Origin of the sequence: Brachybacterium endophyticum, from assembly GCF_003130585.1 — a bacterium.
In the GTDB taxonomy this organism is placed as follows: domain Bacteria; phylum Actinomycetota; class Actinomycetes; order Actinomycetales; family Dermabacteraceae; genus Brachybacterium; species Brachybacterium endophyticum.
The window spans coordinates 75,849-89,902 of sequence record NZ_QFKX01000001.1; the positions used below are offsets into that span (position 1 = coordinate 75,849).

Annotated in this window: 10 protein-coding genes; 2 read left to right on the forward strand and 8 right to left on the reverse strand. The window is 71.9% G+C overall.

Features of this window, described 5'->3' with window-relative positions; translation table 11 throughout:
* The first annotated feature begins 114 nt into the window (after positions 1–114).
* On the forward strand, positions 115–1,869 hold the full coding sequence (dld, locus tag DEO23_RS00370; protein ID WP_109274040.1) for a D-lactate dehydrogenase: 1,755 nt from the start codon (positions 115–117) through the stop codon (positions 1,867–1,869).
* A gap of 36 nt (positions 1,870–1,905) precedes the next feature.
* On the opposite strand, the gene DEO23_RS00375 is transcribed toward dld, so the two are convergent.
* From DEO23_RS00375 to DEO23_RS00405, 7 genes are all read right to left on the reverse strand, one after another.
* Positions 1,906–3,954, reverse strand: coding sequence for an FAD-dependent monooxygenase (locus DEO23_RS00375; protein ID WP_109274041.1), 2,049 nt, complete (start codon positions 3,952–3,954; stop codon positions 1,906–1,908).
* A 25-nt stretch (positions 3,955–3,979) separates the two neighbouring features.
* Complete coding sequence (locus DEO23_RS00380) at positions 3,980–4,786, reverse strand: HpcH/HpaI aldolase family protein (protein WP_109274042.1); 807 nt, start codon at positions 4,784–4,786, stop codon at positions 3,980–3,982.
* Complete coding sequence (locus DEO23_RS00385) at positions 4,783–5,604, reverse strand: 2-keto-4-pentenoate hydratase (RefSeq protein WP_240613139.1); 822 nt, start codon at positions 5,602–5,604, stop codon at positions 4,783–4,785. The genes DEO23_RS00380 and DEO23_RS00385 overlap by 4 nt, the downstream gene beginning before the upstream one ends.
* On the reverse strand, positions 5,601–6,743 hold the full coding sequence (gene hpaD / locus DEO23_RS00390) for a 3,4-dihydroxyphenylacetate 2,3-dioxygenase (RefSeq protein ID WP_109274043.1): 1,143 nt from the start codon (positions 6,741–6,743) through the stop codon (positions 5,601–5,603). The genes DEO23_RS00385 and hpaD overlap by 4 nt, the downstream gene beginning before the upstream one ends.
* A 102-nt stretch (positions 6,744–6,845) precedes the next feature.
* A complete protein-coding gene (hpaE, locus tag DEO23_RS00395) occupies positions 6,846–8,336 on the reverse strand; it encodes a 5-carboxymethyl-2-hydroxymuconate semialdehyde dehydrogenase (RefSeq protein ID WP_109274044.1) in 1,491 nt (496 codons plus the stop codon).
* The gene (locus DEO23_RS00400; RefSeq protein ID WP_109274045.1) at positions 8,333–9,073 is read right to left on the reverse strand and encodes a GntR family transcriptional regulator; all 741 of its coding nucleotides are present in this window, start codon (positions 9,071–9,073) and stop codon (positions 8,333–8,335) included. Before DEO23_RS00400 ends, hpaE begins: the two co-directional genes overlap by 4 nt.
* Positions 9,070–10,695 carry a fumarylacetoacetate hydrolase family protein gene (locus DEO23_RS00405; RefSeq protein ID WP_109274046.1) on the reverse strand — a complete coding sequence of 542 codons (1,626 nt, stop codon included), beginning with the start codon at positions 10,693–10,695 and terminating at the stop codon, positions 9,070–9,072. Before DEO23_RS00405 ends, DEO23_RS00400 begins: the two co-directional genes overlap by 4 nt.
* 196 nt (positions 10,696–10,891) lie before the next feature.
* Here DEO23_RS00405 and DEO23_RS00410 point away from each other — a divergent pair, with 196 nt between their 5' ends.
* Positions 10,892–12,289 carry an MFS transporter gene (locus DEO23_RS00410; RefSeq protein ID WP_109274047.1) on the forward strand — a complete coding sequence of 466 codons (1,398 nt, stop codon included), beginning with the start codon at positions 10,892–10,894 and terminating at the stop codon, positions 12,287–12,289.
* A 53-nt stretch (positions 12,290–12,342) separates the two neighbouring features.
* On the opposite strand, the gene DEO23_RS00415 is transcribed toward DEO23_RS00410, so the two are convergent.
* Positions 12,343–14,010 (reverse strand): thiamine pyrophosphate-binding protein, encoded by a 1,668-nt coding sequence (locus tag DEO23_RS00415; protein WP_109274048.1) that lies wholly within the window; start codon positions 14,008–14,010, stop codon positions 12,343–12,345.
* Positions 14,011–14,054 lie beyond the last annotated feature (44 nt).

The following is a 14,054-nucleotide window of genomic DNA, read 5'->3' on the forward strand; positions in this document are numbered from 1 at the left end:
TCTCGCGGTCCGAGAACGGCCCTCGTCGTCCCCGGCGGCCCGTCGTCGGATGGTTACGCTGGTCAATGGCCCCGCGGCCGATCATCATCCCCGACAGCGATGGAGCATCCGGACATGAGCACACGGCGGAATCAGGGATCCTCGAGCGCCGGATCCGCGCAGGCCCTCGACGCCTTCGCCGACATCATGGGCTCCTCCCATGTCCTCACCTCCGCGCGGGCCACCGCCCCGTACGCCCAGGGCGACCGCTTCGGCTCGGGCAGCGTGCTGGCGGTGCTGCGGCCCGGCTTGCTCGCGGACATGTGGCGGGCCCTGCAGGTGTGCGTCGACCACGACCTGATCGTCATCACGCAGGGTGCGAACACGGGCCTGACCGGGGGCTCCGGCCCCGGCGACCAGGACTACGACCGCGAGATCGTCATCATCTCCACGCTGCGGATCGACCAGATCCACCTCATCAACGACGCCCGCGAGGCCGTCTGCCTGGCCGGTGCCACGCTCTTCGAGCTCGAGGAGCAGCTCGCCGAGCACGGCCGTGAACCGCACTCGGTGATCGGATCGAGCTCGATCGGCGCGTCGGTCGTCGGCGGTATCGCGAACAACTCGGGCGGCAGCCAGATCCGCAAGGGCCCGGCGTACACCGAGCAGGCGATCTTCGCCCGCGTCGACGAGGAGGGCAGGGTCCAGTTGGTCAACCACCTGGGCATCGACCTCGGCTCCGACCCCGCGCACATGCTCGACCGCCTCCAGCGCGGCGACTGGGACCCGGCCGACGTGACGCCCCCGCCCCCGGACTCCACCGGCACCGACTACGCCGATCACGTCCGCGAGATCGTCGACAGCCCCGCCCGCTACAACGCGAACCCCAAGTTCCTCCACGAGGCCTCCGGCAGCGCGGGCAAGCTCATGGTCTTCGCCGTGCGCACCCGCACGTTCCCGCTCGAGAAGGACAAGGCGACCTTCTACATCGGCACCGACAGCCCTGCGGATCTGGAGGGCCTGCGCCGCGCGTTCCTCACCTCGGACCGGCAGCTGCCGATCTCCGGGGAGTACATGAGCTCCCACGCCTTCGACCTCGCCGCCGAATACGGCAAGGACACCTACGTCTCGCTCAAGCACGCGGGCAGCCGCACGCTGGTGCGCATGTTCGCGCTCAAGAGCTGGGCGAACGGCATCTTCGCCAAGCTCCGCCTGTTCGGACCGACGTTCGCCGACACCATCTCCCAGAAGATCTTCGGCCTGATCCCCGAGAAGCTGCCCGCACGCCTGACCGACTACCGCGACCGCTTCGATCATCACCTGCTGCTGGTGGTCAGCGGCTCCGAGCGTGCGGCGACGAAGGAGCTGCTGACCTCGTTCTTCGCCGAGGACTCGCACGAGGGCGAGTTCTTCGAGTGTGATCCCGACGAGGCGAAGAGCGCCACCCTGATCCGCTTCGGGGTCGCCAGCGCCGCCGGCCGCTACTTCGCGATGCACCGCAAGGAGGCCTCGGCCATGGTCACCTTCGACGTCGCCCTGCGCCGGGACGACGAGGACTGGCTCGAGGTGCTCCCGCCGGAGATCGCCGACCAGCTGCTGGAGAGCGTCTACTTCGGGCACTTCTTCTGCCACGTGCTGCACCAGGACCACGTGGCCAAGAAGGGCGTCGACCCGATCGCCCTGAAGAGGACGATGACGCGGCTGCTCGAGGAGCGCGGCGCCGCCGTTCCCGCCGAGCACAACTACGGCCGCATCTATCCCGCGCCCCGCAGCATGGTCGAGCACTTCCAGCAGCTCGACCCGCACAACGTGATGAACGCGGGAGTCGGCGAGACCTCGCCCCGCCGCGACTGGGCGGGGGAGACGCGGCAGGGCGCGGAGGTGCGCTGACGAGCGGGCCGATCTCGCGCGATCGGCCCGCCCGGTTCAGTCATGGGCGTCGTTCACCGCGAGCGAGGCGGCCCGCGGGGACGGCGACCCGATGACGTCGGCCCTGCGCGAGGGGAGCGTCGTGACCCGGGCCTCCCCGGCCGGCAGCAGGAACGCGGAGAAGTAGTCCGCCAGCAGCTGCGGCTGGTCCAGCGGGAGGACGGTTCCGACGTACATGTCCGGCCGCACCACGACGACCGCGCCCCGGGAACGGTCGATCCCGCGCAGGTCGAAGATGTCCTCGCGCGGATCGGCCGCGTGGACCAGCTCCTCGTCGCGCACCCCGAAGGGGCCGAAGCGAGGTCGGAACAGGGCCGGCACGTCGCCCGGTTCGATGAGGTCGTGGTCCTGCTGCCAGATCACCTTCACATCCAGCACGCTGCCCGCATCCGTCCCCTCGACGTGCGAGCTGACGTACGGGGAAGCGGGGTCCTCGGCGACCCAGCGCGCCCACTCCTCGATCGCGCCGCCCTGGCCGGGCGCCTCGGGGCCGGCGAAGGCGTACACGCGCCAGCGGCCGTCGGCCCGCGCATGATGTCCGAGCTCCATCGGCACGGCGTCGCACACCCGGATCACGGGGGCCGACCAGAACCGCTTGCCGATCGGGTAGCCCGCGGCGAGGTCCTGGTGCTCTCCCTCGGAGGTGATCATCGAGGGCTGGTAGTGCACGCCGAAGCCGGAGGCCTGGATCTCGGAGCGGTCGTAGTGGGCCTTGACCTCGGCCGGGTCGACCCCGCCGAGCTCCGGACGGGCGGGATCCAGGGTGCGGGCGCCCATCAGCGTCGACCATTCGCGGTCGAACTCGATGAGCCGGCGGGCGACCACCTGCCGCTCGAGGGAGTAGGTGTCCAGCAGCGAGGGATCGGCCCGCCCTGTCAGCACCGCCCCGAGCTTCCAGCCCAGGTTGAAGGTGTCCTGCATCGAGACGTTCATGCCCTGGCCGGCCTTGGCCGAATGGGTGTGGCAGGCGTCCCCGGCGATGAACACGTGGGGGTGCTCGGTGCCGCGATCGGCGGGGGCGACGTCGTCGAAGGTGTCGGCCACCCGCTGTCCCACCTCGTAGACGCTCCACCAGGCCACGTCCACCACGTCCAGGCGGTAGGGCTGGAAGATCCGCTGTGCGCGGGCGATGATCTCCTCGAGAGGGGTCTCGCGCACGGCATGGGACTCGTCGGCCGGGATGTCGCCGAGGTCCACGTAGATCCGGCACAGGGAGTTGCCCTCGCGGGGGATGAACAGGATGTTCCCGCCCTCCCCGGACTGGATCACGCACTTGGTGCGGATGTCGGGGAAGTCGGTGTCCACGAGGACGTCCATGACGCCCCAGGCGTGGTTGCGGGAGTCGCCCTCGAGGTGGCCGCCGATCGCCTTGCGCACACGCGAGCGCGCGCCGTCGCAGCCCACGGCGTAGCGGGCCCGGACGGTCCGCTCGACGGGCGCGCTCTCGTCGGCCGCGTCGGCCGCATCGGTCCCGGAGGTGCGGCGCAGGCGCGCCACCACGGGACGCTCGGCGCCCTTCTCGATCGTGAGGTCCGCGAGCTCCCAGCCGTAGTCGGGGGTGATGCGGCCCGGCCCCTTCGCGGCGGCCTCGGCGAAGTAGTCCAACACCCGCGCCTGGTTGCAGATGACGTGCGGGAACTCGGTGAGCGTGCTGCCGGGAACCCCGGCGCTGTCCAGGGACTTCTCGGCGCGGCGGATGTGGTCGCGGTTCTCCGGGTCCGGCCGCCAGTACCACTGCTCGGTGATGCGGTAGGCCTCCTGCAGCAGCTGGCCTGCGAAGCCGAAGGCCTGGAAGGTCTCGATGCTGCGGGGCTGGAGGCCGTCGGCCTGGCCGATCTCCAGGCGGCCCTCGCGCCTCTCGATGATGCGGGTGCGCGTCTCGGGGTACTGCGAGAGCTGCGCGGCCAGCAGCATGCCCGCCGGGCCGGTTCCGACGACGAGGACGTCGAGCTCCTCGGGGATCTCCTCCGGGCGGTCGATGCCCTCGCCGCGGGCGTCCTCGAGGCGAGGATCATGGCTGACGTAGCCGTGATGATGGAACTGCATGGCTCTCTCCTTCGAAGGCCGAGGTTCAGATGCCGTGCCCGCGGGCGCGGTGGTGGTCGACGGCGGCCGCGGCGCCGCGGGCGAGCAGGGTGACGTCGGCGGAGACCACGACGAACGAGGCACCGCGGGCGAGCACGCGGTCCGCGTCGGCCTCGACGAAGGCGTTGACCCCCACGGGCACGCCGAGGGCGGCGACGGTGTCGATGGTCGAGTCGACCGCGTCGACGACCTCCTGATCACCCGGCGCACCGGGGTGGCCGAGGGAGCCGGCGAGGTCCGCGGGCCCGATGAACACGGCGTCGACCCCGTCGACCGCGGCGATCTCGGCGGCGTTCGCCACGCCCTCGGCGGTCTCGATCTGGACGATCACGGAGACCAGGTCGTCCGCCTCGCCGACGTAGTCGGGGACCTGCGCCCAGCGGCTCGAGCGGGCGAGGGCGGAGCCGATGCCGCGCACTCCCGGTCGGGCGCCCGCGTTGCCGGGGTAGCGGGCCGCGGCGACGGCCGCGCGGGCCTCGACCGCCGTGGATACCATCGGCACCAGCAGGTTCTGGGCGCCGAGCTCGAGGACCTGCTTGATGCGCACCGGATCGTTCCAGGGCACGCGCACCACGGTGGTGACGTCGAAGGCCTCGAGCGTCTGCAGCAGGTGCAGGATGTCGCGCAGCTCGACGGGGCCGTGCTCGCCGTCGATCACGATCAGGTCGGGGCCGGACTGGGCGAGGATCTCGGCGTCGATCGTCGAGCCGGAGGCGGACCACAGGCCCACCAGGGGCTCGGTCGCCGCCTCCAGCACCTCGCGGACGGTGGGCTTGAGGGTGGGTGTGGTCATGAGAAGGACACCTCCACGGTTCCGAGGTCCTGGTAGTCGACGCTGATGTGGTCGCCGGGCCGCACCCAGACGGGGCGGGTGAACGAGCCGGCCAGCACGGTCTCGCCGGCCTCGAGGGCGTCGCCGTGGCTGCCGATGCGATCGGCGAGCCAGGCGACCGAGAGCGCGGGGTCCCCGAGCACCCCGCCGGAGACGCCGGTCTCGACGACGTCGCCGTTCTGGGAGAGCATCGCCCCGATCCAGCGCAGGTCGCGCTCGCGCGGATCGATGCGCTGAGTGCCCAGCACCATCGCGCCCAGAGCGGCGTTGTCGCTGATGGTGTCGACGATGGTGCGGCCCTCGAGCTCGATGTGGGAGTCCAGGATCTCGAGCGCCGGGACGACCGCCTCGGTCGCCGCGAGCACCTGCTCGGCGGTGACGCCGGGCCCGGCGAGCCTCTCGCGCATGACGAAGGCGAGCTCGACCTCGACGCGCACGTTCGACCAGCGGCCGTGCTCCACCCTCTCGCCCGAGTCGATCACCTGGTCGGCGAAGATGACGCCGTAGTCCGGTTCGTCGATGCCCGTGGCCTCCTGCATGGCCTTCGAGGTCAGCCCGATCTTGTGGCCGACGACCCGGCCGCCCGCCTGCTCGCGGCGCTGCCGCCAGACGCGCTGGATCGCGTAGGAGTCCTCGACGCCCATCCCGGGATGGCGCGGGGAGATCCGCGGGATCGTGCCGCCGCTGCGGGTGGCCTCGGCGAGCTCGTCGGCGATCGCGGTGACCTGCTCGTCGCTCAGGGTGCGGCCGGTGGGCTCCTCGCTGCGTGCGCCGCTCACAGCTGCGCCCCCAGCTTGAAGCCCTTGGCGGCCTCGCCGCGGTAGCGGCCGTCCTCGTCGTCCTCGCGGGTGTAGGAGAAGCCGTCGGCCCCGATGGTCACGGCCATCTCGGAGGGCTCCTCGCGGTCGGCTACCTGCCGGGGGTTGCCGTCGAGGTCGAGGACGGTCGAGGCCTCCGTGTACCAGGACGGCACGACGGGGTTGCCCCACCAGTCGCGGCGCTGGTTGTCGTGGACGTCCCAGTGCACGGTGGGGTTGTCGGGGTCACCCGTGTAGTAGTCCTGCGTGTAGATCTCGATGCGGTGGCCGTCGGGATCCAGCACGTACAGGTAGAAGGCGTTGGAGACGCCGTGGCGGCCGGGGCCGCGCTCGATGCGGTCCGAGAGCCGCAGCGCGCCCATCTTGTCGCACAGGTAGATGATGTTGTGCTTCTCGTGGGTCGCGAAGGCCACGTGGTGCATGCGGGGCCCGCTGCCGCCGGTCATCGCGGTGTCGTGCACGGTGGGCTTGCGGCGCATCCAGGCCGCGTACTCGACGCCGTCGGCGTCGGAGATGTCCTCGGTGATGCGGAAGCCGAGGCTCTCCATGTACCGGCAGGCGCGGGGCACGTCGGGCGTGACCTGGTTGAAGTGGTCCAGCCGCACCAGCGCACCGGCGCCGTAGAGCTCGTAGCGCCAGGCCAGACGCTCGACGTGCTCGACCTCGTGGAAGAACTCGCAGGGGAAGCCGAGCGGGTCCTCGACCCGGACAGAGTCGCCGACGCCGCGCACGAAGCCGTCGCGGCGGCGTTCGGTGCGGCAGCCCAGCTCCTGGAAGAAGGCCTCGGCGCGGTCGACGTCCTCGGGGGTGCGCACGCGGTAGGAGAACGCTGCGACGGCCGGGGCCGGGCCCTGGCGCAGGATCAGGTTGTGGTGGATGAACTCCTCGAAGGTGCGCAGGTAGATCGCGTTCTCGTCCTCCTCGGTGACCACCAGGCCGAGCAGGTCGACGTAGAAATCGCGCGAGGCCTTCAGATCGGTGACGATCAGCTCCATGGACGCGCAGCGCAGGATGTCCGGCGCGGGCACGGAGGGGCAGGGGATGGGTGCGGCGCCGGTGCGCTCGGCGCCGGTGGCGGGGGTGGGATCCGTGGTGGTCATGACTCCTCCTCGAGTCGGCGGACGGGGCCGCGCGGTGGCGGCCGACGAGGGCGGGGGACCGGCCCGTGACGCGCGTGGGGGCGCGCCCGGGCCGGCCGGTGCTCAGTGGGCGCCGAAGCGCGCGGTGTGCACGTCGCCGAGGGTGATGTGGACGGCCTGCTGGTCGGAGTAGAAGTCCAGGGAGCGGTAGCCGCCCTCGTGACCCAGGCCCGAGGCCTTCACGCCCCCGAAGGGACTGCGCAGGTCGCGCACGTTATGGCTGTTCAGCCACACCATCCCGGCGTCGATGGCCTGCGACAGCCGGTGGGCGCGGGTGAGGTCGTTGGTCCAGACGTAGGCGGCCAGTCCGTAGCGCGTGTCGTTGGCCAGCTCGAGGGCCTGCTCCTCGGTGTCGAAGGGCGTGATCCCGACGACGGGTCCGAAGATCTCCTCCTGGAAGATGCGGGCCTCGGGCGCGACGTCGGCGAAGACGGTCGGCGCCACGTAGTTCCCGGTCGGCAGCCCCTCGGGCCTCCCGCCGCCGGCCAGCAGACGACCCTCCTGCTTGCCGATCTCGACGTAGCTCATGACCTTCTCGAAGTGCTCGGGGTGCACCAGGGCGCCGACCTCGGTCGACGGGTCCGACGGGTCGCCGACCACGACGTTGCGCGCACGCTCGGCGTAGCGCTCGAGGAACTCCTCGTACACCGACCGCTCGACGAGGATCCGGCTGCCGGCGGTGCAGCGCTCGCCGTTCAGCGAGAAGACGCCGAACAGGGTCGAGTCGATGGCGGCGTCGAGGTCGGCGTCGGCGAAGACGACGGCGGGGGACTTCCCGCCCAGCTCCATCGACATCGCCTTGAGGTTCTCGGCGCAGTTGCGGAAGATCAGCTTGCCGGTCGCGGACTCGCCGGTGAAGGAGATCAGCTGGGTGTCCGGGTGCTTGACGAGCGCGTCGCCGGCGGTCTCGCCGAAGCCGTTGACCAGGTTGAACACGCCCTGGGGGAGGTCGGCCTCCTCGAAGATGCCGGCCCACAGGGATGCCGAGAGCGGCGTGAACTCGGCGGGCTTGAGCACCAGGGTGCAGCCGGAGGCCAGCGCCGGGCCGAGCTTCCAGGACTCCAGCATGAACGGCGTGTTCCACGGGGTGATCAGGCCCGCGACGCCCTTGGGCTTGCGGTTCACGTAGTTCACCTGCTGGCCGGGCACCTTGTAGGTGTCGTCGCGCTGGGCCACGATCAGGTCGGCGAAGAAGCGGAAGTTCTCCGCGGCGCGCTGCGCCTGCCCGCGGGCCTGGGTGATGGGCAGCCCGGTGTCGTAGGACTCCATCGCAGCGAGGTCGTCCTCGCGGGACTCGACGAGGTCGGCGATGCGGTTGAGGATCCGTGCGCGCGGCCGGGCCTTCATGCCCGGCCACGGTCCCTCGTGGAAGGCACGGTTCGCGGCGGCGACGGCACGGTCGATGTCCTCGCTGCTGCCGGAGGCGGCCTGCGTATAGGGCTCGTTGGTCACCGGGTCGAGCACGTCGAAGGTCTCGCCGGAGGCGGATCCGACGCGCTGGCCGTCGATGTAGTGCGGGATGACGGCGGGGATTCCCTCGGGTGTGCGGCTCATGATGCTCCTTGCGTCGTCGGTCGGTGCGAGCGGGATGAGGTGGCAGGTGATGCGCCGGGGGCGGACGCGAGGACCTCGGGATCCCCGGGGTCGTCCGTGCGGTGCAGGTAGGCCTTGGGGGTGGCCAGGCGGTGCTCGCGCACGGCGAGCTCGATCGTGCGGGGGTCGGCGCCCTCGCCGATCAGCTGCAGGATCCGGTCGTGCTCCTGGATCGAGGCAGCTGCTCGCTCGGGCACGTAGGTGAAGGTGGAGCGACGCAGGCGGTCCAGGCGGGTCCAGCCGCGGTCCACCAGGTCGTTGAGGTGGCTGTTGGGGCAGCGTCCGGACAGGGCGCGGTGGAAGCGCTCGTTGAGGTTCGTGAACTCGACCGGGTCGAAGTCCTCGAGCAGGGCGCGCATGCGGTCGTTGACCTCGCGGGCGGAGGCCAGGTCGGCGATCGAGACGAAGGGGGCGGCGAGCGAGACCGCGGCGCCCTCGATGATCGACAGGGTCTCCATGGTCTCGAGGTAGGCCTGCTCGTCGATGACGGCGACCCTCGCCCCCACGTTCCTCTCGAAGGTGACCATGCCTTCGGCCTCGAGCCGGCGGATCGCCTCGCGCACCGGCACCACCGAGCAACCCAGCTCCTGGCCGATCCTGCCCAGCACCAGGCGCTCGCCCGGGGCGTACTCCCCGGTCAGGATGCGGTCGTGGACCGTGCTGTAGGCCTGCTGGGACTTGCTGAGGACGGTGCTCATCGGGCGTCCCCGCGGGTGTCGTCACGGGAGTTGCCGCGCCCGTCCCCGGCGCGCTGCGCCTCGTAGCGACGGGTCCATTCGGCGTTCATGGGGAACAGGCCGTCCACGGGGTGGCCCTCCTCGACCATGCGGGCGATGAACTCCTCCTGGTCCTCCTGGGTCTCGGCCTCGGTGAGGACCTCCTCGAGGATCTCCGGGGGGATCACGAGCACGCCGTCGTCGTCGCCGACGATCACGTCGCCGGGCTGGACGGTGGTGCCGCCGCAGGCGATGGTCTCGTCGACGCCCCAGGGGACGTGCAGGCGGCCGAGCACCGCCGGGTGGCCGCCTGCGTGGTAGGTGGGGATGCCGATCCCGGTCACCTCGTCGAGGTCGCGCACGCCGCCGTCGGTGACGATGCCGGCGGCGCCGAGGTGGCGGGCCCGCAGGGCGAGGATGTCCCCGAGAGTGCCCGACCCGGTCTCCCGGCGGGCGTCCATCACCAGCACGTCGCCGGGACCGAGGCTGTCGAAGGCCTGCTTCTGGGCGTTGTAGCCGCCGCCGTGGGAGCGGAAGAGGTCCTCACGGTTGGGCACGAAGCGCAGCGTGCGGGCGGTGCCGATCAGCCGGGTGCCCGGGAGGGTGGGCTGCAGCCCGTCGATCGAGACGTTCTGCAGGCCCTTCTTGCGCAGCACGCTCGACAGGGTCGTTAGGGCCACGTTCTCGATCCGCGTGCGCAGCTCCTCGGACAGGGACGGTGGGGTCGGACTCCCGGTGTCCGACGGGGCCGACGGGGCCGACGGTGCCGTGGCGGACGTGGCGGACGTGGCCGTCGTGGCCGACGGCTCCGATCCCGGCTCGGGCGGGCGGAACTCCTCGATCGGGCGCCCGGAGGCGTCGGCCCACTGCTCGGGGATGGCCTTCGGCTGCGCGCTCACGCCCTGGACGCTCGCGGTGCCCTGCACGGCCACGGTGGCCAGGCGCCCCGACGTGTGCGCGCCGGCGCTCACCTCGACCTCGACGCGCTGGCCGGGGGCGAAGGTGCTCGCGCCGGCGGGAGTGCCGGTGAGGATGACGTCGCCGGGGCTCAGGGTGATCAGCTGCGAGAGGTCCGCGACGATCTCGGGCAGGGAGAACAGCAGAGTCGAGGTCGAGTCCGACTGCACGAGCTCGCCGTCGTGCCAGACACGGATCGAGATGTCGCCCGGGTCGATCTCGGCGGCGGGGATCAGACGCGGGCCGATGGGGGTGAAGCCGTCCCCGCCCTTGGAGCGGACGTTGGCGCCCTTGTCGGCCCAGCGGAAGTCGAAGACGCCCAGATCGTTGGCGGCGGTGACGGCCGCGACCCGGCTCCAGGCCTGTTCGGGGGAGACCCGACGGCAGGCCTCGCCGATCACCAGAGCGATCTCGCCCTCGAAGCCGAGGATCTCGGCGCCGGCGGGCAGCTCGACCGTGGTGGGGGAGGCGTCGTCCGCCGGCGTCGCCAGGGAGGTCGCGGGCTTGAGGAAGTAGCCGGGCGCCTCGGGGGTGCGGCCCTTCTGCCGGGCACGCGCCGCGTACCCGATGTGCATCGCGAAGACCGTGCCGGGGCGGGTGCCCAGCAGGTCCCAGGCGAGAGTGGAAGGCGTCGTCGCGGAATCCATGTCGGGGATCGTATACGATCAACGGAGCTTCTGGGAAGGCGTTCCGGGGGCGCTGTCCGGGTCGTGGATCGGCTCCTGCGACCTTGAAGCGCGAGAAACCGACGTATACGATCCCTCGGACTGTATACGATCCAGCGAGACGTCGTCCCGCAGAGCAGCGGGACGTCCCCGGTCGTCATGAGACACAGGAGTCCCCATGAGTTCCACCCCGCAGCAGGCTTCCGCGGTGGCCGATCCCCGCGAACGCCGCAAGGTCGTCGCCGCCGTCGTGGTCGGCACCACCGTCGAGTGGTACGACTTCTTCATCTACGCCTTCGCGGCGAACCTGGTGTTCGCCCACCTCTTCTTCGAGCCGGCCGGACCGGCGATGATGCAGATCCTCTCGCTGCTCACGATCGGGATCTCCTTCCTCTTCCGGCCGCTCGGCGCGATCCTCGCCGGGCACTTCGGCGACCGCCTGGGACGCCGGCCGATGCTCGTGATCACCCTGCTGATGATGGGCGGCGCCACCGCCCTCGTGGGCGTGCTGCCCGGGTTCGACACGGCCGGCTGGTTCGCTCCCGTCGCCCTGCTCGTGCTGCGCATCGTCCAGGGCATCTCGGCGGGCGGCGAATGGGGCGGCGCCGTCCTGATGTCCGTCGAGCACGCCCCGCGCGGGCGCCGCGGCCGCTACGGGATGTTCCCGCAGCTCGGGGTGCCGATCGGCATGCTGCTGGCCTCCGGGATGCTCGCACTGATGACGGTGCTGGCCCCGGGTGAGGCGTTCCTGCAGTGGGGCTGGCGCGTGCCGTTCCTGGTCTCCGTGGTCCTGATCCTCGTGGGGTACCTGGTGCGCCGCAGCGTCGACGAGTCCCCGGTGTTCCGGGAGATCCAGCAGGTGCAGGCCCAGGAGTCCTCCCCGATCCCCACGCTGCTGCGTCGCTTCGGGGGCATCGTGCTGCTCGCGGCCCTCGTGTTCGCCGGCAACAACGCCGTCGGGTACATGGTCACCGGTGGATTCGTGCAGGGCATGGCCTCGCGCACTCCCGAGGAGGGCGGCCTCGGCTTCGACCCGACCGCGGTGCAGCTGGCCGTGCTCGCCGCAGCCCTGGTCTGGGCGCTCTCGACGATCGCCTCCGGCTTCCTCTCCGACGCGATCGGCCGCAAGCGCACCTACCTGATCGGCTGGCTGCTCCAGGGCCTCGCGGTGATCCCGCTGTTCGCCCTGGTCTCGATCGGCACCGGCGGCGTCCTGCTGGGCACCTGCTTCCTCTCGCTCGGCCTGGGCCTGACCTACGGCCCGCAGTCCGCCTGGTACGCCGAGTCCTTCCCGGCCTCGGTGCGCTTCTCCGGCGTCTCGATCTCCTATGCCCTGGGGGCGGTGCTGGGTGGCGCGTTCGCCCCGACCATCGCCCAGGCGCTCCTCCAGGCCACCGGCACCACCTGGGCCATCGTGGCCTACCTGCTGGTGATGACGGCGATCGGCCTGGCCGGGACGCTGTTCCTGCGAGAGCGCACCGACATCCCGCTGAGCCGGGAGTTCGAGGTCTCGGGCTCGTGGGAGACCTGGACCTCGGACGCGGAGCTCGGTGTCCTCGCGGACAAGACCGCCTGACGGGAGGAGCGGGGTCGCAGCGGACCGAGGAAGGCGGCCGCGCGGCGGATCCCTCAGGCGGTGACGCCCGCGGTCGCGCGCGGCGGGTTGGCCGCGATCACCTCACGCTGGTGCGGGGAGATCACGTCGACCGAGATCCGGCAGTCCAGCACCAGGAAGCGTCGCTGCGCAGGGTCCTCGTCCGTCCACCGGCGCAGCACGTCCAGGTCATCGAGGGTGCGGACGACGTGGCCCTCGGCGCCGACGGCCGCGGCGAGAGCGGCGACGTCGACCTCGGGGATCCGCATCGCCGTCTGATCAAGGCCCTGCAGGCCGTAGAGATTGACCTCGGCCCCGTAGGCGGCGTCGTTCCAGACCACCGCCATCCCGTGACCGCCGGCCACGCGCACCGCCGACTCGAGGTCGGCGAGCGCCATCAGCCCGCCGCCGTCACCCGTGGTCAGCACGACCGTGCTCCTGGGGCCGGCGGCCGCGGCGCCGACCACACAGGGCCAGCCCAATCCGATGGTCTGGTAGGCGGTGCCCACCATCACCATGCGCTCGGGCGCGGCGATCGGCCAGTACATGTTCGCCCAGCCGATGAAGTGGCCGCCGTCGGAGACGACCACACGGTCCGCGGGCAGCAGCGGCGCCAGATGCGCCGCGAGGGAGCGGGGGTCCAGCCGACCATCAGGTGCGAGCGCCTCCCCCTGCTCACGCACGAGCAGGGCGGGCACGTCCACGCTCTCCCGCCAGCGGGTGCTCGCAGCACCCCTCCGGCGCAGCGCGTCGACGAGACCGAGCGTGGCCAGGCGGGCATCACCCTGCAGGTACCGGTCGACGCGGGTGTGCGTCGGGCTGCCCGCCACGTCGATCTGGACCAGCCGGGCGCCCTCGCCCAACAGGGCGCCGAAGCGCATCGTGAAGGGGGAGAGGGAGGCGCCGATCGCGAGCACCAGATCCGCGTCGGCCACCGTCCCCATCGCCGCCTCGGCACCGAAGCCGCCGGTGACACCGAGGTCGAAACGGGGATCGGGAGCGAGAGAGCGGGCGAGCGCCGTCGAGGCCGTGAGCGCACCGAGCCGCTCGGCGAGCTCGCCGACCGCCTCCCCGGCGCCGGCGAGCCAGGCGCCCCGGCCCAGGAGCAGCAGGGGCCGCTCGCTGCGGGCGAGCAGCTCCGCCACGCCCTCGACTCCCTGCGGGTCCGGCGGCACGGGTTCGAGGAGCGCGGGCCTCGAGGGGGCGGGGAGGTCGCCGACCTCCTGGCTCGCGAGGTCGTAGGGGATCGCGAGCACCACGGGGCAGCGCTCGCGCAGAGCCAGGTCGAGGGCCGCCTCGGTGGTGGCCCCGGCGTCGTCGGCCCCGACCTGCAGCGTGCGCACTCCCAGGGCGGCGGCGCTCGCCGTCTGGTCCACGTCCCAGCTGCGAGGGCCGGTGGTCGGGGCGTCACCGGCCACGAGCACGAGCGGGATGCGGGCCTGCTGCGCCTCCGCCAGGGCGGTCAGGGTGTTGGTGAACCCCGCGCCGTAGGTCGTGGTCGCCGCGGCGAGGCGGCCGCTCACGCGGTAGTGCGCGTCGGCCGCGGCGACGGCGCCGGCCTCGTGCCGCACGGCGACGTACCGGGCGTGCGGCTCGCTCGCCAGGGCGTCGAGCAGATGGGCGTTGCCGTTGCCCATCACGCCGAAGACGTGCTCGACGCGGCGGGCGAGGACGGCGGCCACGTGGGCCGAGACCGTGGGCATGACAGGGCTCCTCGTGACGGGATCTCGACGGGCCGCCCCGCCGG